Here is a 23,154-nt window from a genome sequence, read left to right as displayed (position 1 = left end):
GACAATCGCCTGCCGGTCGCCCGCCTCAGGCCGCGAGGCGGCGCATATGGTGGTAGAGCGCACGGATCGCCTGCGCCTCGCCGCCGATGGGCGAATGCGGGCGCTCGCTCTGCGCCCAGGCGAAGATGTCGAAATGCGCCCAGTGGCGGTTGCGCGTCACGAAACGCTTGAGGAACAGGGCGGCCGTGATGGCGCCCGCCATGCCGCCGGCCGGCGCATTGGTGAGGTCGGCGATACGTGCGGAGACGTCCTTGTCGTAGCCCATATAGAGCGGCATGCGCCACATCGGATCGTCGACCGAAAGGCTCGCGTCGGCAAGGTCCTGGGCGAGATCGTCGTCGTCGGTGAAGAACGGCGGCAGGTCCGGCCCGAGCGCGACGCGGGCCGCACCCGTCAGCGTCGCCATGTCGATGATGAGATCGGCCTCTTCCTCGTCCGCATAGGCGAGCGCATCGGCGAGGATCAGCCGACCTTCGGCGTCGGTATTATCGATCTGCACGGTCAGGCCCTTGCGGCTCCTGTAGATATCGCCGGGACGGAAGGCATTGCCGGAAATGGAGTTTTCCACGACAGGAACCAGAACGCGCAGGTCCACCTTCAGCTTGGCGTCCATGATCATCAGGGCAAGGCCCATCACATTGGCCGCGCCGCCCATGTCCTTCTTCATCAGCAGCATCGAGGAGGCCGGCTTGATGTCGAGGCCGCCGGTATCGAAGCACACGCCCTTGCCTACCAGCGTCACGCGCTTGTGGCCCTTCTTGCCCCAGCGCAGTTCCAGCAGGCGCGGGGCCTGTTCGGAGGCGCGGCCGACCGTGTGGACGAGCGGGAAGTTCTCCTTCAGAAGGTCGTCGCCGGCGATGACGGAGACCTTGGCCTTGTAATGCGCGCCGAGCGCCCGGAACACGTCTTCCAGCGCATCCGGCCCCATGTCGTTGGTCGGCGTGTTGATGAGGTCGCGCGCCAGGAAGACGCCGGCGAGCTGGCGCTTGATATCGGCAGCGTCGGCATCGGCGGGAATGAGCAGGGTCGGCGCGTCGGCGGCGGATGCCTTGTAGCGCTCGAAGCGATAGCTGCCGAGCCCGTAGCCGAGCGCAAGCCGGTTGGCGGTCAGCGGTGCGGTCTCGATATGCCAGTCGCCCGCGGGCAGCGTGCGGGCGAGCTTTCCGGTGAGATAGGGCGCGTCGGAGGGGTTCTTGCCCAGGCCGAACAGCGCGCCGCCGAGATGGCCGTCCGCCGTCGGCACCATCAGCAGGCCGCCGGATTCCGCCTTGAAACCGGCCTTCTTCGCCCAGTCCAGCGCAACCGGATCGATGGTCCCCGTCTCGATATGCGCGGGCGTGATCGCGAAGATCGGCAGCGTCTTTCCGTTCTTCGTGTTGAAGGGAGAGGGCCGGTCGATGAACTGGAAGGGGGCCATGGCGGAACCTTTGGAAGAGCCTTGAGAATCGCTGCAATTAACACTCTGTTAGGGTTAACAGATTATTGCTGGAGCGGAGATTGCGGCGTGATTCCTTAACCGCCGCGACATGGGGAAACCGCTTCGGGGACTGATCATGGCTGTATGCCGCCTGCCTTCGTCACTTCGACCGGCGCTTTTGACGGGCGCGGCACTCCTGGTCATCGGCGTCGGGCTGGCAGGCTGCGCCGGAAAGAGCAACCTGACCACCGGCTCCGTCCGCCCGTCGTCAGCCGCCAGCGGCACGATGAACACGACGGACCTGCGCGGCGCCGTCGACAGCATCGGCCGAGCCTACGAAAAGAACCCCAGGGATGCGGCGACCGGCATCAACTATGCCAGCGCGCTGCGCATGAACGGCCGCAATGCGCAGGCGCTCGCCGTCATGCAGCAGGTCGCCATCAGCAATCCGAACAACCGCGAGGTCCTCGCCGCCTACGGCAAGGCGCAGGCCGCCGCCGGACAGCTCGAGCAGGCGCTGAACACCATCCTGCGCGCCCAGACGCCTGACAGACCGGACTGGCGGCTGAAATCGGCCGAAGGCGCAATCCTCGATCAGCTCGGTCGCTCGAACGAGGCACGCCAGCGCTATCGCGAAGCCCTCGATATCCAGCCCGACGAGCCGTCGGTGCTCTCCAATCTCGGCATGTCCTATCTTCTGGCGAAGGACCTCAAGACCGCGGAAACCTATATGCGCGCTGCCGCCAGGCAGCCGGGCGCCGACAGCAGCGTGCGGCAGAACCTCGCGCTCACCGTCGGCCTGCAGGGCCGCTTCCAGGAAGCGGAAACCATCGCAAGGCAGGAGCTGACCTCGGGGCAGGCGGAAGCCAACGTCGCCTATCTGCGCTCCATGCTGGCCCAGCAGAACGCCTGGAAGACGCTTGCCGCCAACGACACCGGCAACACCAATTAAACCAATCGTCCTCCCAGGACCAAACGAAGAAGCCCCGGTCGATACTTTCGCCGGGGCTTCTTTCTTTTGTCTTCGAGCGGTCAGAAGCGGTCGGAGACCTGGATGCCGGCCGGGCCGAGAATGACGGCCACCAGCACCGGCAGGAAAAACAGGATCATCGGCACGGTCAGTTTCGGCGGCAGGGCGGCGGCCTTCTTTTCCGCCTCGTTCATGCGCTGGTCGCGGCATTCCTGCGCCAGAACGCGCAGCGCCTGGGCGAGCGGCGTGCCGTAGCGCTCGGCCTGAATGAGCGCCTGCGTCACGGATTTCACCGTGTCGAGGCCGATGCGCGTGCCAAGGTTCTCATAGGCCTGGCGGCGTTCCTGAAGAAAGGAAAGCTCCGCGGTGGTCAGCACGAGTTCCTCGGCCAGTTCCGGCGAGGCCATGGCGATCTCGTCGGCCACGCGCTTGAAGGCGACCTCGATCGAAATGCCCGATTCCACGCAGATCAGCATCAGGTCGAGCGCATCCGGCCAGGCGCGGCGGATCGACTGCTGGCGCTTCGAGACCTTGTTGGAAATGAAGATGTTGGGCGCGTAGAAGCCGAGATAGGCGATGCCCAGCGTCGCCAGGATGCGAATCGAGAACGGCTTGTCGCCGAGGAAGCCGAGATAGAAGATGTAGAAGGCCGCGACCGCGAGGAACAGGAAGGGCAGGGTGAAGCGGGCGAAGAGGAAGATGTTGAGCGCGTTCTGCGAACGATAGCCGGCCTGCCGCAGGCGGTTCATCGTGTTGGCGTCGACAAGGGCCTCGCGCAGGTTCAGCCGCTCCACCACATTGCGCACGGAAGTATTGTGCTGCGCCCTGAGCGACGCCTTGTTCTGGACCGTTTCGGCCGAGAGCCGCGCCCGCTCGCGCGCCCGCATCTGCTCGCGTTCCAGCGCGACGCTCTTCATGCGTTTGTCGAGATCGCCCCGTTCGAAATAGGGCATCGCCAGCGTGTAGAACGTGGCGAGCACGGCGATCACCACGAAGGCGGGCAGCAGAACCGCGGGATCGGTGAGCATCGCGATCATGATCTCAGGTCCTAGATGTCGAAGTTGATCATGTTGCGCATCACGAGAATGCCGATGGACATCCAGACGCCCGATATGCCGAGAATGAGATGGCCGCGCGAATCCTGGAACAGCACCATGATGTATTCCGGCGATGTCAGGTAGACGAGCAGCGTGACGATGAAGGGCAGCGCCCCGATGATCGCCGCCGACGCCTTGGCTTCCATCGACAGCGCGCCGACCTTGGCGCGCATCTTGCGCCGCTCGCGCAGCACGCGCGACAGGTTGCCCAGCGCTTCGGAGAGGTTGCCGCCGGCCTGGCTCTGGATGGCGATGACGATGGCGAAGAAATTGACTTCCTGAAGCGGAATGCTGGTGAACATGCGCGCGCAGGCATCCGGGACGCTGAGGCCGACCTGCTGGCTTTCGACGATCTTGCGGAACTCGGTCCGGACCGGCTCCTGTCCCTCGGCGGCGATCAGCCGCAGCGCGTCCGTCAGCGGCAGGCCGGACTTGATGGAGCGCACCATCACGTCGAGCGCGTTGGGAAACTCCTCGAGGAACTTGTTCTGCCGGCGCTTGACGAGAAAGCCGACGAACCAGCGCGGAAGGCCGGCCCCGGCGATGAAGGCGATGCCGAGCGCGACCAGCGGCCCCATGCCGCCGATGAGCGCGACGACGAAGGCGAAGATGCCGAAGATCGCGCTGAACACGTAGAACCTGGTCTCGGTGATCGAAAGGCCCGCCTGGGAGAGCTTGGCCTTCAGCGTCGCGGCGACGCGCTTGGACTGCTCCTGCTGCTTCTTTTCGAGGTCCTTCAGCGAATCCTGCACCGAGCGGCGGCGTTTGGAGAGCTCCTGCACGCGGTCGCGCGCGGCCTTCGCCCGCGACTGGTCCGTCTCTGCCGACTGGACGCGGCGCATGCGGCTTTCGGTCTTCTTCTCCGTCTCGATGCGCGAGAAAAGCAGGCCATAGGCGAGGCCGGCGGTGGAGAGCGCCGCCAGCGCGAAGATCGCCACGATGGTGATATCCATTCCGAACATCGCGTCTACCCGCCCCTTACGGCTTCTCCATCGCGTCGAGCGTTGCCGCCAGGCGCTTGTCCTCGTTGAAGTAGCGGGCCCGATCCCAGAAATGCGGCTTGCCGATGCCGGTGCCGGTGTGCTTGCCGATGAGCCGCCCGTTGGCGTCCTCGCCCTGGATCTCGAAGCGCATCAGGTCCTGGGTCACGATGACGTCGCCTTCCATGCCCACCACTTCGGTGATGTGGGTGATGCGGCGCGAGCCGTCGCGCAGGCGCGAGGCCTGGATGATGACGTCGATGGAACCGGCGATGATCTCGCGCACCGTCTTGGCGGGCAGGGTATAGCCGCCCATGGCGATCATCGATTCCATACGCGAAAGGCATTCGCGCGGCGTGTTGGCGTGGATCGTGCCCATCGAGCCGTCGTGGCCGGTGTTCATCGCCTGGAGAAGGTCGAAAACCTCCGGTCCGCGCACTTCGCCGACGATGATGCGTTCGGGGCGCATGCGCAGGCAGTTCTTGATGAGATCGCGCATGGTGATCTCGCCCTCGCCCTCGATATTCGGCGGGCGGGTTTCGAGACGCACGACATGCGGCTGCTGGAGCTGCAGTTCGGCCGAGTCCTCGCAGGTGATGACGCGCTCGTCGCGGTCGATGTAGTTCGTCAGGCAGTTGAGCAGCGTCGTCTTGCCCGAGCCCGTACCGCCGGAAATGACGAGGTTGCAGCGCACGCGGCCGATGATCTGGAGAAGCGCCGCACCCTCGGGCGTGATCGAGCCGAAGCGGACCAGCTGGTCGAGCGTCAGCTTGTCCTTCTTGAATTTACGGATGGTGAGCGCGGTGCCGTCGATGGCGAGCGGCGGGGCAATCACGTTGACGCGCGAGCCGTCGGGCAGGCGCGCGTCGCAGATCGGGCTCGATTCGTCGACGCGGCGGCCGACCTGGCTGACGATGCGCTGGCAGATGGAGAGGAGCTGGGCATTGTCGCGGAAGCGGATCTCCGATTCCTGCACCTTGCCGCCCACTTCGATATAGGTCTTGCCGGCGCCGTTGACCATGATGTCGGCGATGTCGTCGCGCGCCAGAAGCGGCTCCAGCGGGCCGTAGCCGAGAACGTCGTTGCAGATGTCGTCGAGCAGTTCCTCCTGCTCGGAGATCGACATCGCGAAGTTCTTGATCGTGATGATGTCGTTGACGATGTCGCGGATTTCCTCGCGCGCGCTCTCGGTGTCGAGCTTGGCGAGCTGCGACAGGTCGATCGTGTCGATCAGCGCGGAGAAGACCTGGCTTTTCGTATCGTAATAGTCCTCGGTGCGCGGCGTGCGGCGGCGCACCGCCGCGGCGGGCGCGGGGCTGGGTGCGGCGTGCGGCACCGGCTCTGCGACGGGTTGCACGACAGCGGCGGCGGCCGGCCGTTCCGCCGTCACGGTCGCGCCGGAGGCGACGCCGGCATGGGCCGCCTGGCCCGCCGTGCCGCTCTTGCCGAAGCCTTCATTTCCGCGTTTGCCGAACATTTCCACTCATCCAGTCTGTTGCATCGCCCGTCGGGGCTTACTTGCGCCCGAGGAGACCCAGCATCTTGCCGATCCCGGCCTTCTTGGGCTTCTTCATCGTCGCGCGCCCGGTCACGAGGTGGGCGATCTGCGAAAAGGTTTCCGCCGTCGGCGACTTTCGATCCATTTCCGCAATCATGCGTCCGCTGTTGGAGGCCGCGCCGAAGAGCTGGGCATCGAAGGGGATGATGGCCACGGGCTCCACGCCGAGCGGCTCGCAGAAGTCGGATGGCGAGATCTCCGGCCGTTTCGGCAGACCGACCTGGTTGAGGATCAGGTGCGGGGGCTTGTCGTTGGGCCTCAGCTTCTTCAGCGCGTCGAGCATGTTCTTGGCGTTACGAAGGTTGGCGAGATCCGGAACGGCGGTAATCACCAGCTCGTCCACCTCGGAAAGCAGCGTACGCGTCCATTCCGACCAGGCATGCGGCACATCGAGCACGGTGATCGGCGCGCTGCGCTGGAGCACTTCGAGGATGGGCTGGAACGAACCGCGCTCCAGATCGTAGCCGCGGTCGAGCATGGAGGGCGCGGCCAGCAGGGAGAGGTGCTGCGAGCACTTGGCAAGCAGGCGATCCAGGAAGACCTCGTCGAGGCGGTCGGGCGCATAGATCGCCTCGGAGATGCCCTGCGGCGGATCCTGGTCGAAGTCGATATTGGCGGTGCCGTAGGGCAGGTCGAGATCCGCCAGGATGACTTCGGTCTGGAAGAGGTTCGAAATGTCGAAGGCGCAATTGTGCGCGATCGTCGAGGAGCCGCATCCGCCCTTGGCGCCGATGAAGGCGAGGCTGCGGCCGAGGGGCTCGGCATCGGGATCGACGAAGATCGCCGACATGGCGGCCAGCACGTCGGTCATGCCGACAGGCCCCACCATGTATTCGGAGATGCCGTTGCGGATCAGCTCGCGGTAAAGCGGGATATCGTTGTAGCGGCCGACGATGACGACCTTGGTGCTGGGATCGCAGACCTCGGCGAGCGGCGCCAGCTCCTCCATGATATCGCCGGGCTGCGCGGACGTTTCCAGGATCAGCAGGTTCGGCGTCGGCGCGGAGGCGAACATGTTGGCCGCCGCCGCGATGCTGGCGCTCGATATCTTCAGGCTCACCTTGGCCAGGCGCCGGTCCTGGGCGCAGCGTTCCATGGTGCGCAGCATCGCCTCGCTCTCGCAGAAGGCGTGGACCGAGATGCGCGGCAGCGGGCGCATGGCTTCCAGCTCCGCCGGACGGATCGCGTCGTCCGCCTCGTCCGCGGCATCGTTCTTGAAAGTGTAATCGACCGTGCTCATGGCGTTACCTGGCTTGGAGACGCAAGCGGCGTCAGTTCATATCTTGCAGTTCGGTGTAGGAATCACGATAGCGCTGCATGGCGTTGCCGCGCTGGGTCGCATCCGCCGGGGTCATGCGGCGCGGGCCGAGCAGGTCGTTCGGATCGGCGATCTGGGCCGCGAGGTTGTTCTGCTGGGCGCAACCGAAGTTGTGATAGTTCTTGTTTCCGTAGGTGTTGATCAACAAATCCTCCGGCCACTGGCCGCAGGCCGGCGTGGAAGCCGTGATGGCGAAGTAGCTCAGCCGGATCGGCGCGGCCTCCGCCGGGTCGGCGGCGGCATAGCTCTCGATGATCACCTTGCTTGCCGGAATGCCCTGCCGCGCGACGACCTTGCGGATGTGCCGGCTCGTCACGGCGGTGGCCGCGTCATTGCGCGCGCCGTGCGGCACGATGATCCGGAACGTGCCCGACGTGCTGGACTTGTAGCCGTCGGCGAAGCCGGCGATCACTTCGGCCTGGCCGCGCGTCAACTGGCTGGCGCCGGTCGCGATCGGGATATCGATGACCTTTTCCTGCTCGCCGACGACGATCGGGTGGCGCGTGCGGTAGTCGTCCGGCAGCGAGCCGGTCGTCGTGGCGTCCCGGTTGGCGCAACCGGAGGCGACAGCGACCAGCGCCGCCATCGCAAACAGGGTGACGGCGCGTCCGGCGTTAAATCGCCCGGTGCGGTTCGTGGAGTGCATTTCGTTTGCCATCGGCTGGGCCCGTCCCTTTTTCACGTCGCACCCGTTCATTTGTAGATGAAGCCAACGCTGCCTTCGTAGCGCTGGGCGGGCAGGTTGCTCTTCCTGCCGTAGATCTGGTTGACCTGGCCGAGGAAGACGCTCGCCGCGTCATTGGCCGGGTTGAAGTTGTCATCCGGCCGCGCCAGCGCGTTGCGGTTCACCGGCTTGACGAGATAGGGCGTGGCGATGATCACCAGCTCGGTCTCGTTGCGCTCGATGGATTTCTGACGGAACAGCGCGCCGAAGATCGGAACCTTGGAGGCGACGGGCGTGCCGTTCATGCTCTGCTGCACGTCGTCGCGGATCAGGCCGGCGAGCGCGATGGAACCGCCCGAGGGCAATTCGACGACGGTTTCGGCATCGCGGCGGCGGTATTCGGCGCCGCTCGCGCCGGCAACCGGTTCGGAAACCTTGGTCTGGATGCGCAGGCTGATGCGTCCCGAAGACAGGACCGTCGGCGTGAAGCCGAGCGAAATACCATACTGATAGGTCGTCGTCGTGTATCCGCCATTGCCGTCGGAGACCGCATAAAGGCGCTCGCCACCCGAATTGAACGTTGCGGCCTGTCCGGAGATGGCCGTCAGCGTCGGCTCGGCCAGCGTGCGGATCGCCTTGGCCTGCTCCAGCGCGTTCACGACGGACTCGATGCCGAGCTTTCCGACATTGCCGGCGACCGTTCCGCTCAAGCCGCTCGCCGCCGTATTGAAGGAGAGAACGTCGAGATTGGAGCCGGACGCGCCGGCGATCCGGCTGAACGTGTTGTCGAAGCCGAGCTGCTTGAGAACCTCGCGGCGGATTTCCGCCACGGTGACTTTCAGCGTCACCTGGTCCTCGCCCTGGACCTGGAGCATGTTGACGACCTGCGATGCCTGACGGCCTTCACCGAAGATCGCCGCGTCGCCGTTGTTGCCCTGGGAAACGATCGTGCGTGTCGTCGCCTCGCCGCCCTTGAGGAAGATCTGCGCGAGGTTGACGGCCTGCGTGGCATCCTGCGGCGTGCGCACGCTGCCGCTCAGAACGATATTGTCCGAGATGATCTCGACCTGGATATCGGAATCCGGGATGAAGCGCCGCAGGTTCGCCTGGAGGCTGGAGACGTCGCGCTCGACATTGAGGTCGATACTGACGATTTCCTCGCCGCCGGGGCCGAAGACGAAGATGTTGGTCTGTCCGACTTCCTTGCCGAAGAGATAGATGCGGCGCGACGTGCGCGTCACCGCATCCGCCTTCACCGGGTCGGCCACGAGAATGTCATGCGCGTCGGAGGGCAGGTCGATGACGACCGCCTTGTTGAGGCCGAGGCTGATCGTCTTGCGCGCGCCCGGGCCGGCATTCTGGATGCGGATGATCGACGCGCTGGCCGCCTCGGCCGTGGCGATGACCTTGCCCGTGACGATGGCGGCAGGCAGGCCCGAAAAGGCCAGGCAGAACGTCAGTCCGCCGGCGACAGAAGCCCGAAAAGTCTTTGAGAGTGCGAACACGGGTCAGCTCCTGATCATTTACTGCGCTTCGGACGCATTGCCGTCGACGATCTTGCCGGTCTTGATCACCTGCACCTGCGGCACGCCATCGGCGCCGCTGAGCAGATAGTCCGCCGCGCCCGTATCGGGCTCCTGGGCATCGGCGACGCTGCGCAGCGCAAGCGACAGCCGTTCGGCCATCTGCTGGGCGACGCTCATCACCTTCGCCTGGTCCGGCGTGAGTTCGAGTGTGGCGGTGGTGCCCAGCACGGTCTTGGAGCCGTCCGGGTTTTCCTGGATCTGCTGGTCGATGGCCAGCACGCGCACGTTGGACAGAACGTTCTCCGTCAGGAAGGCGCCGGTGCTGCTCTTGCGCACCATGATGACGTCGACGCGGTCGTTCGGCAGGATGAAGCCGCCGGCGCCGGTTGCCACCGTGATCTCGGTTGCGACCGCGCGTTTGCCCGCGGGCAGCAGCGACGACATGATGCGACTGGAGGAATCGACGATCTTTTCCTGGCGAACCGGCTCGCCGTTGAAGATCGGCATGCGGGCGATGGCGCCCTCGAGCGCCTGGATCGCGTCCGGCCGGCCCTGCTCGGTGATGAAGCCGTCGACGACGGAGCCTTTCGGCCAGTCGGCCCAGGCGACGGAGTTCGCATTGAGGCGCGTGCCGACGGGCAGGCTTTCGGTCGCGACCAGAACCTTGACGGTCGGCTCGCGCTCGAGGACCGTCTGGGTCTCGACGACGGACACACCACCCTTGCGCGCGACCTGCAGCGCAAGAAAACCTGCGACGCCTGCCGACACGACGGCCACTGCCAGAATGATGATTCGCGCCGGTTTCATGTGGTTTCCCTGAGCTGCGGACTCTTCTATCCGCCGACATTGCCCGGGAAAGGTATAATTATGGTTAATAGTCGCCTTACGCTTATGGTTAACGACCGGTTGACGGCGTTGCGACCTTTAGTTGCCGAGCGCGGCGAGCATGAGCGGCGAGGACGGGTAGGCCATGAACGCGCCAACACCGATGGCAATGCCGTAGGGAATCTTCTTCGCCATGACGAGCGAATCCGGCACGGGAAGACCGCTTGCCAGGATCGTATTCGTGTGCGCGCGCACCGACAGGATCAACAGCGTCAGGACGCCGCCGAGGAACGAGACATAGACCAGGAACTCGAACAGCGAGAAGGTCAGGCCGAACCACACCGCGCTCGCGGTCAGAAGCTTCGCGTCACCGCCGCCCATCACATTGAAGGCGAAGAGCGCAAAGCATACGGAAAAGACGATGGCACCAGCCGCAAGATGTGTCGCGATCTCCGTCAGACCCAGCCCGGCAAGTGGCGCCACGATGAAGAACGACACGAGAAGAATGGCGGAAACGCGGTTGGGTATGAGCATCGTCAGGAAATCTGAACAGGCAGCAACCGCAAGACAAAGTGGGAAAACTACAAAGATGATTGCTTGGGTCACAGTGACCTCCACCTTACGAAGAGTGCGCTTAATTAGTTTCTAAAAGAAGAAAATCAAAAGCAAAAAGCCGCCTTTGAACGAAAGGCGGCTTCAGGGATCAAAAAAGATATTGATCAGTTGCTGGTGCCGTCAGCATTCATCTTCAGCTGCTTCGAAAGTCCCGTGAACTGGTTGTTCAGCGAGCCGCCGAGTGCGGTGGCGCCGGTGATGAGGGCGACGGAAATCAGGGCGGCGATCAGGCCGTATTCGATGGCGGTTGCACCCGATTCGTCCTTCATAAGGCGAGCGAAAATCTTGGTCATGGTATTCTCCTAGCTCCACGATGTTGGTTCAGCACGTCCGCCAACTGTTTCCGTTGTTCGGATGACTGCAACCTACAGGTCTGCCATTTCCATCGGCTTAAGGAAGTGCGTTAATATTTCCTTGCTTCTGCCCTGTCGGAATTATGGTAAAAAATGGTTTATGCAGATTCTGACAGAGTTTTTGGCGCCTAATGGCCTGGTAAAGTACGTAAAAGCGAAAAAGCGCGGAAGTTGAGTAGGTTCAACACGCACGATACTTAAACCTTCATTTACCATTCCCGGCGATGCTATCCCTGACTTGTCTTCGGGATGACTGTTTATGGGACGCCACCGCACCTTCGCCGTTCACGCTGCAACGCTCGTGATGGCTGCTTTTCTCCTGCTTTCGGCCGGCGCCTCCGCCATGGCCCAGGAGCAGTTGATGCGCGTCTATATGGATCACGCCCGCGTGCTGAGGCTCGATCGGCCGGTCAGCAAGGTCATCATCGGCAATGCCCAAGTGGCTGATGCCACCGTGGCCGACGCCAAGACGATCGTCATCACGGGCCGCAGCTTCGGCACCACCAATCTCGTTCTGCTGGATGCCGACGGCAACGCCATTGTCGACGAACGCATCCTGGTCTCCATCGATGAGGGCAACACGGTGCGGGTCTTCCGCCAGACGGAGCGCTCGGTCCTCTCCTGCACGCCGAATTGCGAGGAGCATGCCTCCCGCGACAAGGCCTCCGGCAACTGACGATCGTCGTCGCGCCGGCGTGCGAAACCGGGAAACCGTTCAAGTCTTCGCTGCCGCACACACGAAAAATAAACGGTCGGCCTTCTATCCTGGCATGATCTGGGATTTGGGAACGGATCGCGATGTCGCTCGATCAGGATGTGTCCAGCCGCCGACAGCCTATGAAGGGGCTGTTGAAGCGCTTCTATCGTCGCCGTGACGGCGCGACGGCAATCGAGTTCGCCATTCTCGCCATTCCGTTCTTCGTCATGATCTTCGCGTCGCTCGAAACCTTCGTGGCATTCACCGGCGAACAGCTTCTTGCCAATGCGACCGAAAACATGGCGCGCAAGATCCGCACCGGCCAGATCAAATCCGACTACTCCGTAAGGGACTTCCGGAAGGAGTTCTGCGAAGAAATCAGCATCCTCATGCCCTGCTCGGCCAAGGAAATCGATACGCCCGACAAGCTGCTGATCGATGTCCGCAGCTTCGATAAATTCACGGATATCCCGCAGGCCGTTCCTCTTGTCGATTCCGACCTCGACACGAAATCTTTCAAGTTCGCACCGGGCGGCAAGAAGTCGATCAACATCGTCCGCGCCTATTACCGGTGGGACGTCATCACCGATCTCGTGCGTCCGCTGCTCTCGAACGTCAAGTCGGCGAACGGCTCGCAGAACTATCTCATGATCGCGACGGCTGTCGTCCAGAACGAGGATTATCCGTAATGGCCGGGTATGTGTCACGAGCCCGCAAGGACGATGTCCGGCCAGCGAAAGGCTTCCTTTCGCGTTTGCGCCGCTTCATCGACGATCGCCGGGGCGTCGGTGCCATCGAATTCGCGATCGTCACGCCGATGCTGATCATCACCTATATCGGTGCCTTCGAGATTTCCGTCGCCGTCTCCATGTCGCGCAAGATCAGCCGTGCCTCCAGCACCGTGTCGGATCTCTTGACCCGCAACGAGAGCACGACGAAGGCGGTGCTCGACAGCATGAAGGATGTCACGAGCAACGTCATCACGCCGTTCAAGCAGGATGGTTACACCCTGAAGATCACGGGTGTCGCCATCGATGCCGCCGGCAGCGCCAAGGTGGCGTGGTCGCGCGATCAGAATGGCGGAACGCCCTATACCAAGGGCAGCACGGTCACCTTGCCGCCGGATGTGGCGGTAAAGGATGCCTTCATCGTGCGCACGGAATATACCGTGCCACATAAGATCCTGCTGATGGCGCCCGGATTGAGCTCGCATATCAACAACATCACGCTCGGCAAGACGAGCTACTTCCGCAAGCGTATGGGCGAGACGATCATCACCTGCTCCGATTGCTGACGACATCCGTTTAAGGCGCGATTTCGCTTGAACCTGCTGTCATCGCCGTGTCATGTCACCCGAATGCGGACGGATAGCGGGTGACCATGGCAAGAGCCTTTCTCTTTGTTCTCGATTCCTTCGGCATCGGCGGTGGCCCGGATGCGGCCGCGTTCGGTGATCTCGGTGCCGATACGCTCGGCCATATCGCGGAATTCTGCGCCGCCGGCGCCGCCGACCGGCAGGGGCTGCGGCAGGGTCCGCTGAAGCTTCCCAACATGTCGGCGCTTGGTCTGCTGCATGCCGCGCGCGCGGCGACGGGTCGTTTTCCGATCGGCATGGAGGTGCCGCAACGCGTCTTCGGTTATCACGGCGCCGCCAGCGAGGTCTCGAACGGCAAGGACACGCCGTCGGGCCATTGGGAAATCGCCGGCACGCCCGTCACCTTCGACTGGGGCTATTTTCCCGCCGAAGGCGAGGCGTTCGAACCGGACCTGGTCGCGGCCATCCGCGTGGCGGGCAAGGTGCCCGGCATTCTCGGCAATTGCCACGCGTCGGGCACGGATATCATCGCCCGCGACGGGCTCGAGCACATGCGCACCGGCAAGCCCATCTGCTACACCTCGACGGATTCCGTCTTCCAGGTTGCCGCGCACGAGCGGACCTTCGGGCTGGAGCGCCTGCTCGCCTTCTGCGAAACCGTGCGGGCGATCCTCGACGAGCGGCCGGGCGGGCGCATCGGGCGGGTCATTGCGCGCCCCTTCGTCGGCGAAAGCCCGGAGACGTTCCGGCGCACCGGAAACCGGCGCGATTATTCCGTCCCGCCGCCGGAACTGACCCTGCTCGACCGGCTGACGGAGGCCGGCCGCACGGTGCACGCCGTCGGCAAGATCGGCGATATCTTCGCCCATAAGGGCATCGGCACGCTGACCAAGGCCGATGGCAACATGGCGCTGCTCGACGCGACGCTGCGCGTGATGGACGAAGCGAAGGACGGTGATCTCGTCTTCACCAACTTCGTCGATTTCGACATGCTCTATGGCCATCGCCGTGACGTCGCCGGCTATGCAGCGGCGCTGGAGGCCTTCGATCGCCGCCTGCCGGAGGTGGATCGCAAGCTGAAGCCGGGCGATCTCGTCATCCTGACGGCCGATCACGGCTGCGACCCCACCTGGCGCGGCACCGACCACACGCGCGAGCGCGTGCCGATCCTGAGCTTCGGGCCCGGCATCCGTTCCCGGCTGATCGAGACCCGGTCCACCTTCGCCGATATCGGCGAAAGCGTTGCCCGCCATCTCGGCATCGCGCCCGGCAAGCATGGACGGAGTTTCCTGTGACGACATCCATGCCCAAGGCGGAACTGCACTGCCATATCGAAGGCGCCACGCCGCCGGCGCTCGCGCTGTCGCAGGCCGCGCGCTACGGCATCGATACGTCCGCCTTCATCCGCGACGGTGCCTATGCCTGGCAGGATTTCACGAGCTTCGTGCAGAGCTACGACGCGACCGCCAACCTCTTCCGCACGGAGCAGGATTATGCGCTGCTCGCCGAAACCTACCTGACGGAGATCGCGCAGGCCGGCGCCGTCTATAGTGAACTGATCGTCTCGCCCGACCAGGGCGATGCGGTCGGAATCGGCGCGGACGCCTATATCGCCGGGCTTGCCGAGGGCGCCGAGCGGGCGAAAACGAAAACCGGCATCGAGACGCGGTTCATCATCGTCGGCATCCGGCATTTCGGGCCGGAGCGCGTGGTGAAGGCCGCGGAATATGCCGCGCGCCGGCCCCATCCGCTGATAACGGGCTTCAACCTCGCCGGCGAGGAGCGCATGCACCGCGTGGCGGATTTTGTGCGCGCCTTCGATATCGCCCGTGATGCGGGCCTCGGCATCACGATCCATGCCGGCGAACTCTCCGGTGCCTTCAGCGTGCGCGATGCGCTCGATCATGTCCGCCCGTCGCGCATCAGCCACGGCGTGCGCGCCATCGAGGATGCCGATCTCGTGCGCCGGCTGGCCGACGAGGGCGTGGTGCTGGAAGTCTGCCCGGGCTCCAATGTGGCGCTCGGTGTCTTTCCGGATTTCGAAAGCCATCCGCTGCGCGCCCTGCACGCGGCCGGCGTGCGGGTCACGCTCAACGCGGATGATCCGCCCTTCTTCCATACGTCGCTGGCGCGTGAATACGAACTTGCCGCCACCGCCATGGGCTTCAGCGACGCCGACATCCGCGGCATGACGCGGACGGCCATCGAGGCGGCCTTTGTCGACGAGCCGACGCGGCAGAGGCTTCTGGCGGCGCTTTGAGGCAAGCCGGCTGGGGATGGTGCCGGCCTCCTGCTCTCTTCACTTGCGGCCCCGCGCCGTTCCGTGGAAAAAGAAGCGTTCAGATATTTTCGGAAGGTTGGCCATGGACGGCGTCACAGTCATCGATCACCCGCTCGTGCAGCACAAGCTGACCATCATGCGCAAGGAGGAGACGTCGACGGGCAGTTTCCGCCGCCTGCTGCGCGAAATCTCCACGCTGCTCTGCTATGAGGTCACGCGCGACCTGGAACTGACGACCGCCCGCATCAAGACGCCGCTCGAGGAAATCGATGCGCCGGTGCTGGAAGGCAAGAAGCTCGTCTTCGCTTCCATCCTGCGCGCCGGCAACGGCCTGCTGGAAGGCATGCTGGAGCTGGTGCCCTCGGCCCGCGTCTCCCATATTGGCGTTTACCGCGATCACGAGACGCTGGAGGCGGTCGAATATTTCTTCAAGGCGCCCGACAGCATCGACGAACGCCTCGTCATCGTCGTCGATCCGATGCTGGCGACCGGCAATTCGGCCATTGCCGCCATCGATACGCTGAAGAGCCGCGGCGCGACGAATATCCGCTTCCTCTGCCTGCTGGCGGCGCCCGAGGGCATCAGGAGCTTCCGGGCGCATCACCCCGACGTGCCGGTCTATACGGCGTCCATCGACCGCCAGCTCAACGAGAAGGGCTACATCGTGCCCGGCCTCGGCGATGCCGGCGACCGCATGTATGGCACGAAGTAGCCGTTAACCGCCGCTTTACCAAGTCGAGCGAAGATCGTGGAGAGGGGCGCCGTCCGGCGCCCCTTTTTGCCGTCCGTTAGCCGGTGCTGTGCTAGTTCGGGACAGATTGTTCCGGAGACCGGCCATGTTCGTTCGAAGCCTCGTCCTTCTCGTCGGCGGCGTTCTTGCCGCCGCGGCCTTCGTGCCAGACCTCGCCAGCCGTTATGTCGGCGAAAAACAGAGCCCGACCGCCGAAGCCAGGGTGGAGACGGCGTCCGTGCAGCCGGGGCAGGATGCGGCGCGTTACACCGGCAACCGCAGCGCCACGATCGATGCGGACGCGGGCGGGCATTTCACCGGTCTCTTCGCCATCAATGGCCGCAAGGAACAGGGCATGATCGATACGGGCGCCAGCATGGTGGCCATCAATGTCTCGACTGCCCAGCGCATCGGCATCGACAGGGCGGATCTCGATTTCCGCTATGCCGTGGATACCGCCAACGGCAAGGCGCGCGCCGCCTATATCCGTCTCGACAAGATCGAGATCGGCCCGGTGCGCATGGACAATGTCGGCGCCATGGTGCTCGACGACAAGGCACTCTCCGGCACGCTGATCGGCATGAGCTTCCTCAAGGGCCTTTCGTCCTACAAGGTCGAAGGCGGCAGGCTGCACCTTACCCGCTGATGCGAGACAGGATCTCGGCTGCCGGGGCCGGCGCCTCCGGGTTGATCCTGTAGAGCGCCGTCAGCCGTTCGGCGGCACGCTCCGCATCCGCGGCGCTGACCGCGTGAACGTGAGCGATCGTGTCGCCCTTTTCCACTTTCGTGCCAAGCGGCAGCAGGCCGTCGAAGCCCACGCGGTGATCGATGGCGTCATCCGGCCGGCTGCGCCCGCCGCCAAGCGCGATGACGGCAAGGCCGATGCCACGCGTGTCGCAGGCGGCGAGATAGCCGGCCTGCGGCGCCGTCACCGGCCGGATGACGGGCGCCGCTCCGAGATACCGGTCCGCCCTGTCCAGGAGATCGGCGGGTCCGCCGAGCGCGTGCACCATGCGGGCGAAGGTCTCGGCCGCCGCACCGCTCGCCAGCGCACCGGCCGCCTTCGCGGTTGCAGCTTCGACATCCGTTTCCAGGCCCGCTGAAACCAGCATCTCCGCCGCGAAGGCGAGCACGATGCGTTCTAGCCGCCTGCCGGCCTTCTCCCCCTTCAGAAAGGCGATGCAGTTGGCAATTTCCAGCGCGTTGCCGGCGGCGTCCGCCAGCGGCTGGTTCATGTCGGTGATGAGTGCGGTGGTGCGCACGCCCGCGCCGTTCGCCACCTCGACCAGCGCGCGCGCCAGGCTTTCCGCCTCGCTGGCGTCTGTCATGAAGGCGCCGTTGCCGACCTTCACGTCGAGCACGAGGGACTGGAGCCCTGCCGCCAGTTTCTTGGACAGGATGGAGGCGGTGATGAGCGGTACGGAATCCACCGTCGCCGTCACGTCGCGGATGGCATAGACGCGCTTGTCGGCAGGCGCGAGGTCGCCGGTCTGGCCGATGATCGCGCAGCCGATATCCCTCACCGTGCGGCGAAAATGTTCCGCCGAGGGCATGATTGTGTAGCCCGGGATCGATTCCAGCTTGTCGAGCGTGCCGCCGGTATGGCCGAGCCCGCGCCCCGAGATCATCGGCACGGCAAGCCCGCAGGCGGCGGCAATCGGCGCCAGCATCAGCGAGACATTGTCGCCGACGCCGCCCGTCGAATGCTTGTCGGCGATCGGCCGGCCGATGCCGGGCCAGTCGAGCACATCGCCCGAATCGCGCATGGCAAGCGTCAGCGCGACCGTCTCGTCGCGCGTCATGCCGTTGAACCAGACCGCCATGGCGAGCGCGGCGACCTGCCCCTCGGAGACGCTGCCATCCGTCACGCCGGCAATGAAGGCGGCGATCTCTTCTCGGGAGAGCGCATCGCCGTTGCGCTTGCGGCGGATCGTCTCCTGCGGCAGCATCTCAGCCGCCGCCGGCGATCATTTCGGCGAGGATGGCGGCAAGCCGCTTGCCGCCGACGGGGGCCATGTCCTTGGTCTCGTGGTGGCTGAGCTCGTTGCCCGTCATGCCGGCCCCGAAATTGGTGATGACGGAGGCGGCGGCGACCTTCAGGCCGAGATGGCGCGCGATCAGCACCTCCGGCACGGTCGACATGCCCACCGCATCCGCGCCCAGCACCCGCGCCATGCGGATTTCGGCCGGCGTCTCGAAGCTCGGGCCGGAGAACCACATATAGACGCCGCTCGAGAGCGGGATATCGAGCGTCCGTGCGGCCGCCTCCATGCGGGCGGCGAGGCCGGCGTCATAGGCATTGGTCATGCCGACGAAGCGGTCGTCGCCGTCGAGGCCGACAAGCGGGTTGGTGCCGGAGAAGTTGATGTGGTCGGAAATCCGCATCACGGAGCCCGGCGGCATGTCCTCGCGCAGCGATCCGGCCGAGTTGGTGAGGATGAGCTCGGTGACGCCGAGCCCTTTCAGCACCTCGATCGGCGCGCGCATGGCATTGGCATCGCCGCGCTCGTAATAGTGCACGCGGCCGGACAGCATGATGACGGGCACGGCACCGAGAGAACCGATGACCATCTCGCCGGCATGGCCGGATACGGAACTGACCGGGAAGCTCGGCAGGTCCGCATAGGGAATGCGGATGGCGTTCTCCACGGCATCCACCAGCGAGCCGAGGCCCGAGCCGAGAACGATGCCGGTGCGCGGTGCGACGCCGCCGAGGCGGGCAAGCAGAAGGTCTGTCGCCGCGCCGCTCATCCGATGACATCCGTGCTGAAGCCGTGCGGCAGGAGTTCTTCCATGGTCATGGTCTTCTTCACGCCCGTCTCGTCGCACAGATAGATCGGCGTCGTCGCGCTTGCGAACTCCGCGATCTTCTGACGGCAGCCGCCGCAGGGCGGGCACAGCGGCAGCTTTTCGGCGATCACCGCCATCTCCACGATCTTCTTTGCGCCGCCCATGATCATCTGGCTGATGGCGGTCGGTTCGGCGCACCAGCCCTGCGGGAAGGACAGGTTCTCGATATTGGCGCCGGCATAGATCTTGCCGTCCTCGGCGCGGATCGCTGCGCCGACGGGGAACTTGGAATAGGGGGCATGCGCGAAGGCCATCGCCGCGCGTGCCGCCTCGAACAGCTCATGGGACATTCTAGCGCTCCTTCACATAGGGCACGCCGCCGGCCTTCGGCGGAATGGCCTTGCCGATGAAGCCTGCAAGCAGGATCACGGTGAGGATATAGGGCAGCGCCTGCATCAGCTGTACAGGCACCTTGCCGATCAGCGGGAAGGCATAGCCCTGGTAGCGGATGGCGAAGGCATCGAGGAAGCCGAAGAGCAGGCAGGCGAAGAGGATGTTCTTCGGCCGCCACTTGGCGAAGATCAGCGCGGCCAGCGCGATATAGCCCTTGCCGGCCGTCATGCCCTTGGTGAAGCCCGCGCCGGCGGCAAGCGACAGATAGGCGCCTGCGATGCCGCACAGGATGCCGCAGCAGATGACGCCGCGGTAGCGCAGCCAGATTACCGAAATGCCGGCCGTATCGACGGCACCCGGATTTTCGCCCACGGCGCGCAGTCGAAGGCCGAAGCGTGTGCGGTAGAGGATCCACCAGCTGGCCGGCACCATCAGGAAGGCGAGATAGGTGAGCGGCGAATGGCCGGAGAGCAGGCCGGAATAAAGTGGCCCGAGAACCGGCACGTCGCGCACGGCATCCGCAAACGGCAGGGTGACCGTGCCGAAGCGGCCATCCGCCGAAAGGGCGGGCGTGCGCCCGCCCTGCCGGAACCAGGCCTCGCCCAGGATGACGGTGGAGCCGGCCACGACGAAGTTGATGGCGACGCCCGAGACGATCTGGCTGCCGCGCTGGGTGATCGAGGCATAGCCGTGCACCAGCGAGAGCAGAACCGAGACGAGCACGGCGGCGAGCAGGCCCATATAGACCGACTGGCTGATATAGGCGACGCAGCCGGCGGCAAAGGCCGCGCCCAGCATCTTGCCTTCCAGCCCGATGTCGAAGATGCCGGCACGCTCGGTGAAGAGGCCGGCGAGCGCCGCCAGGATCAGCGGCGTGGAGAGGCGCACGGTCGATTGCGCCAGTTCGATGAAGACCTGAAAGACATCCATATCAGGCTCCCTTCGTCACGGCGGCGTCGCGCGTCTTCGGCGACAGGCCGAGGATGACGCGGGTGATGGCCGGGCGGAACATGTGCTCCAGCGCGCCGGCAAACAGGATCACCAGGCCCTGGATGATGACGATCATGTCGCGCGAGATCGAGGGCATCTCGAAGGAGATTTCCGCCCCGCCCTGATAGAGCATGCCGAACAGCAGGGCTGCCGGAATGATGCCGGCCGGATGCGAGCGGCCCATCAGCGCCACCGCGATGCCGACGAAGCCCGCGCCCTGCACGAAATCCAGCTGCATGCGGAACTGCTCGCCCATGATCGGGTTCAGCGCCATCATGCCGGCAAGGCCGCCCGAGATCATCATGGCGATGACGATGATCTTCGCCTCCTTGATGCCGGCATAGCGGGCCGCGGCGGGGCTGTGGCCCATCGTGCGCATCTCGTAGCCGAGCCGCGTGCGCCAGATCAGCACCCACACGCCGAAGGCGGCGAGAAGGGCAAGCAGGAAGGAGATGTTGAACGGCGCGGAGCCGACCGAAAGCCCGAAGATCGACATCAGCCAGTCGAGCTTCGGCAGCTGCCCGCCGGCATCGAAGGTGCGGGTCTCCAGCGACATCGAGCCCATCGGCTTGAACACCCGGTTGAGCAGGTAGTTCATCAGGCTCGCGGCGATGAAGTTGAACATGATCGTGGTGATGACGATATGGCTGCCGCGCTTGGCCTGCAGCCAGCCCGGGATCATCGCCCAGAGCGCCCCGAAGAAGGCCGCGCCGACGATGGCGATCGGGAAGACGAGATACCAGGGCAGCGTGCGGTCGAAGGCAAGGCACGCCAGCACCACGCCGATGCCGCCGATATAGGCCTGGCCTTCCCCGCCGATATTGAACAGCCCGCAGTGGAAGGCGACCGCGACGGCAAGGCCGGTGAAGATGAAGGTCGTCGTGTAGTAGAGCGTGAAACCGATATATTCGCCGCGGCCGAAGGCGCCGTTCACCATGTGATAGGCGGCCTCCAGCGGGCTTTCGCCGACGATCAGCACGACAAGGCCGGAAATCAGGAAGGCGACGGCGAGGTTCACCAGCGGGATCAGGCCATATTCGGCCCAACCGGGCAGCTTCGCATAGGGAACACTCATTCCGCGGCCTCCTTGCGGCCTTCCACGCCGGCCATCAGCAGGCCGAGTTCACCCTCGGTCGCGTCGGGCGCGCGCTCGCCCACCACCCGGCCGGCAAACATCACGAGGATACGGTCCGACAGCGCGCGGATCTCGTCCAGTTCGACGGAGACGAGCAGCACGGCCTTGCCCTGGTCGCGCATCTCGATGATGCGCTTGTGAATGAATTCGATGGCGCCGACATCCACGCCGCGCGTCGGCTGGCCGATGATCAGCACATCGGGATTGCGCTCCATCTCGCGCGCCAGCACGATCTTCTGCTGGTTGCCGCCCGAGAAGTTGGCGGTCTTCAGCCGCGGGTTCGGCGGGCGGATGTCGTAGGCGGCGATCTTCGCCTCGGCATCGGCGCGGATGGCGTCGACATCGAGCAGCATGCCCCTGCGGTATTTCGCATCGTCGTGATAACCGAGAATGGCGTTCTCGCTTTCCTCGAATTTCAGCACGAGCCCGACATGGTGCCGGTCCTCCGGCACATGGGCCAGGCCGCGCCGGCGCAGGTCCGCCGGGTCGGCATTGCCCGTCACGTCGATTTCCCTGCCGTTCAGCAGGACGGTGCCCGACGTCGCGCGGCGGATGCCGGAAATCGCCTCCAGCAGTTCGGACTGGCCGTTGCCGGCCACACCCGCGATGCCGACGATCTCGCCCGCGCGGATGTCGAAGGACACGTCCTCCACCATCGTCACGCCGCGGCTGTCGCGCACCGTCAGGTTCTTTACCGAAAGCTTGACGTCGGCGGGCTTGGCCTCGCCCTTCTCGACGCGCAGCAGAACCCGGCGGCCGACCATCAGCTCGGCCAGTTCCTCGACGGAGGTCTCCTTCGTCGTGCGCGTCGCCACCATCTCGCCGCGGCGCATGACGGACACCTCGTCGGTGATCGCCATGATCTCGCGCAGCTTGTGCGTGATGAGCAGGACGGTCTTCCCTTCGTCCTTCAGCTGGCCGAGGATACGGAACAGATGATCGGCTTCGGCCGGCGTCAGCACGCCGGTCGGCTCGTCCAGGATGAGGATATCGGCCTTGCGGTAGAGCGCCTTCAGGATCTCCACGCGCTGCTGGATGCCGACGGGCAGTTCCTCGATCACCGCATCGGGATCGACCTCCAGCGCATATTCCTTTTCCAGCCGCTTCAGCTCGGCGCGCGCCTTGGTGATGCCGGCATTGAGGATCTGGCTTTCCTCGGCGCCGAGCATGATGTTTTCCAGCACCGTGAAGTTCTCCACCAGCATGAAATGCTGGTGCACCATGCCGATGCCGGCGGCGATCGCCGCATTGGGGTCACGGATCTTGATCGTCTTGCCGTCGATGACGATGTCGCCGCGGTCGGCCTGGTAGAAGCCGTAGAGGATCGACATGAGGGTGGATTTGCCGGCGCCGTTTTCACCGATGATCCCGTGAATGGTGCCTTTGCGGACCTTCAGGTTGATGTTCCGGTTGGCATGGACGAGGCCGAAGCTCTTGTCGATGCCCTTCAGTTCGATTGCCAGTTCGCTCATTGACGATCCACTCTGACGGGGATTTCAG

The 23,154-nt window shown here is 64.6% G+C and carries 24 protein-coding genes; 8 read left to right on the top strand and 16 right to left on the bottom strand.

The window, feature by feature from the left end; translation table 11 throughout:
* Positions 1 to 25 precede the first annotated feature (25 nt).
* The gene (locus B5M41_RS15470) at positions 26 to 1,417 is read right to left on the bottom strand and encodes a leucyl aminopeptidase family protein (protein ID WP_134650471.1); all 1,392 of its coding nucleotides are present in this window, start codon (positions 1,415 to 1,417) and stop codon (positions 26 to 28) included.
* Between the two features lie 136 nt (positions 1,418 to 1,553).
* Here B5M41_RS15470 and B5M41_RS15465 point away from each other — a divergent pair, with 136 nt between their 5' ends.
* A complete protein-coding gene (locus B5M41_RS15465; RefSeq protein WP_134650470.1) occupies positions 1,554 to 2,369 on the top strand; it encodes a tetratricopeptide repeat protein in 816 nt (271 codons plus the stop codon).
* A gap of 80 nt (positions 2,370 to 2,449) precedes the next feature.
* Here B5M41_RS15465 and B5M41_RS15460 read toward each other — a convergent pair whose 3' ends face one another.
* From B5M41_RS15460 to B5M41_RS15420, 9 genes are all read right to left on the bottom strand, one after another.
* Positions 2,450 to 3,424 carry a type II secretion system F family protein gene (locus B5M41_RS15460; RefSeq protein ID WP_134650469.1) on the bottom strand — a complete coding sequence of 325 codons (975 nt, stop codon included), beginning with the start codon at positions 3,422 to 3,424 and terminating at the stop codon, positions 2,450 to 2,452.
* Between the two features lie 11 nt (positions 3,425 to 3,435).
* Complete coding sequence (locus B5M41_RS15455) at positions 3,436 to 4,446, bottom strand: type II secretion system F family protein (protein ID WP_134650468.1); 1,011 nt, start codon at positions 4,444 to 4,446, stop codon at positions 3,436 to 3,438.
* A 16-nt stretch (positions 4,447 to 4,462) separates the two neighbouring features.
* Entirely contained in the window at positions 4,463 to 5,941 is a 1,479-nt protein-coding gene (locus tag B5M41_RS15450; RefSeq protein WP_134650467.1) for a CpaF family protein, read from the bottom strand.
* Positions 5,942 to 5,978: 37 nt separating this feature from the next.
* Positions 5,979 to 7,262 (bottom strand): AAA family ATPase, encoded by a 1,284-nt coding sequence (locus tag B5M41_RS15445; protein ID WP_134650466.1) that lies wholly within the window; start codon positions 7,260 to 7,262, stop codon positions 5,979 to 5,981.
* Positions 7,263 to 7,293: 31 nt separating this feature from the next.
* Entirely contained in the window at positions 7,294 to 7,998 is a 705-nt protein-coding gene (locus B5M41_RS15440) for a CpaD family pilus assembly protein (RefSeq protein WP_230640108.1), read from the bottom strand.
* Positions 7,999 to 8,033: 35 nt separating this feature from the next.
* Positions 8,034 to 9,509: a type II and III secretion system protein family protein gene (locus B5M41_RS15435; RefSeq protein ID WP_134650465.1), complete on the bottom strand. Its 1,476-nt coding sequence runs from the start codon at positions 9,507 to 9,509 to the stop codon at positions 8,034 to 8,036.
* An 18-nt stretch (positions 9,510 to 9,527) separates the two neighbouring features.
* Entirely contained in the window at positions 9,528 to 10,337 is an 810-nt protein-coding gene (gene cpaB / locus B5M41_RS15430) for a Flp pilus assembly protein CpaB (RefSeq protein ID WP_134650464.1), read from the bottom strand.
* A 117-nt stretch (positions 10,338 to 10,454) separates the two neighbouring features.
* Positions 10,455 to 10,961, bottom strand: a complete 507-nt coding sequence (locus B5M41_RS15425) for an A24 family peptidase (protein ID WP_134650463.1) — start codon at positions 10,959 to 10,961, stop codon at positions 10,455 to 10,457.
* Positions 10,962 to 11,074: 113 nt separating this feature from the next.
* Positions 11,075 to 11,263, bottom strand: a complete 189-nt coding sequence (locus B5M41_RS15420) for a Flp family type IVb pilin (protein WP_134650462.1) — start codon at positions 11,261 to 11,263, stop codon at positions 11,075 to 11,077.
* Positions 11,264 to 11,627: 364 nt separating this feature from the next.
* Between B5M41_RS15420 and B5M41_RS15415 the strand changes: the two genes are divergently transcribed.
* The 7 genes from B5M41_RS15415 to B5M41_RS15385 all read left to right on the top strand — a co-directional run bounded on the left by B5M41_RS15415 (position 11,628) and on the right by B5M41_RS15385 (position 16,992).
* Positions 11,628 to 11,999 carry a pilus assembly protein N-terminal domain-containing protein gene (locus B5M41_RS15415; protein ID WP_134650504.1) on the top strand — a complete coding sequence of 124 codons (372 nt, stop codon included), beginning with the start codon at positions 11,628 to 11,630 and terminating at the stop codon, positions 11,997 to 11,999.
* A 122-nt stretch (positions 12,000 to 12,121) separates the two neighbouring features.
* Complete coding sequence (locus B5M41_RS15410) at positions 12,122 to 12,709, top strand: TadE/TadG family type IV pilus assembly protein (protein ID WP_134650461.1); 588 nt, start codon at positions 12,122 to 12,124, stop codon at positions 12,707 to 12,709.
* On the top strand, positions 12,709 to 13,314 hold the full coding sequence (locus B5M41_RS15405; protein WP_134650460.1) for a TadE/TadG family type IV pilus assembly protein: 606 nt from the start codon (positions 12,709 to 12,711) through the stop codon (positions 13,312 to 13,314). The genes B5M41_RS15410 and B5M41_RS15405 overlap by 1 nt, the downstream gene beginning before the upstream one ends.
* 86 nt (positions 13,315 to 13,400) lie before the next feature.
* Positions 13,401 to 14,630 (top strand): phosphopentomutase, encoded by a 1,230-nt coding sequence (locus B5M41_RS15400; protein ID WP_134650459.1) that lies wholly within the window; start codon positions 13,401 to 13,403, stop codon positions 14,628 to 14,630.
* 8 nt (positions 14,631 to 14,638) lie between these two features.
* Complete coding sequence (locus B5M41_RS15395) at positions 14,639 to 15,595, top strand: adenosine deaminase (protein ID WP_268998356.1); 957 nt, start codon at positions 14,639 to 14,641, stop codon at positions 15,593 to 15,595.
* A gap of 103 nt (positions 15,596 to 15,698) precedes the next feature.
* Positions 15,699 to 16,328, top strand: coding sequence for a uracil phosphoribosyltransferase (gene upp, locus B5M41_RS15390; protein ID WP_134650457.1), 630 nt, complete (start codon positions 15,699 to 15,701; stop codon positions 16,326 to 16,328).
* Positions 16,329 to 16,452: 124 nt separating this feature from the next.
* The gene (locus B5M41_RS15385; RefSeq protein ID WP_134650456.1) at positions 16,453 to 16,992 is read left to right on the top strand and encodes a TIGR02281 family clan AA aspartic protease; all 540 of its coding nucleotides are present in this window, start codon (positions 16,453 to 16,455) and stop codon (positions 16,990 to 16,992) included.
* Here the strand turns inward: B5M41_RS15385 and deoA are convergent.
* From deoA to B5M41_RS15355, 6 genes are read right to left on the bottom strand one after another with little or no spacing between them, the layout of a single operon-like run.
* Positions 16,982 to 18,295, bottom strand: coding sequence for a thymidine phosphorylase (gene deoA / locus B5M41_RS15380; RefSeq protein ID WP_134650455.1), 1,314 nt, complete (start codon positions 18,293 to 18,295; stop codon positions 16,982 to 16,984). The two genes, B5M41_RS15385 and deoA, sit on opposite strands and share 11 nt — an antisense overlap.
* Position 18,296: 1 nt before the next feature.
* On the bottom strand, positions 18,297 to 19,097 hold the full coding sequence (locus B5M41_RS15375; RefSeq protein WP_134650454.1) for a purine-nucleoside phosphorylase: 801 nt from the start codon (positions 19,095 to 19,097) through the stop codon (positions 18,297 to 18,299).
* Entirely contained in the window at positions 19,094 to 19,486 is a 393-nt protein-coding gene (locus tag B5M41_RS15370; protein ID WP_134650453.1) for a cytidine deaminase, read from the bottom strand. Before B5M41_RS15370 ends, B5M41_RS15375 begins: the two co-directional genes overlap by 4 nt.
* Position 19,487: 1 nt before the next feature.
* Positions 19,488 to 20,459: an ABC transporter permease gene (locus tag B5M41_RS15365; protein WP_134650452.1), complete on the bottom strand. Its 972-nt coding sequence runs from the start codon at positions 20,457 to 20,459 to the stop codon at positions 19,488 to 19,490.
* A gap of 1 nt (position 20,460) precedes the next feature.
* Positions 20,461 to 21,594, bottom strand: a complete 1,134-nt coding sequence (locus B5M41_RS15360; protein WP_134650451.1) for an ABC transporter permease — start codon at positions 21,592 to 21,594, stop codon at positions 20,461 to 20,463.
* Positions 21,591 to 23,126: an ABC transporter ATP-binding protein gene (locus B5M41_RS15355; protein ID WP_134650450.1), complete on the bottom strand. Its 1,536-nt coding sequence runs from the start codon at positions 23,124 to 23,126 to the stop codon at positions 21,591 to 21,593. The genes B5M41_RS15360 and B5M41_RS15355 overlap by 4 nt, the downstream gene beginning before the upstream one ends.
* Positions 23,127 to 23,154 lie beyond the last annotated feature (28 nt).

It is taken from the genome of Shinella sumterensis (assembly GCF_004514425.2).
GTDB classification, from domain to species: Bacteria; Pseudomonadota; Alphaproteobacteria; order Rhizobiales; family Rhizobiaceae; genus Shinella; species Shinella sumterensis.
The sequence above is the reverse complement of the archived record's forward strand: the minus strand, read 5'-3'. Positions and strand labels throughout refer to the sequence as shown.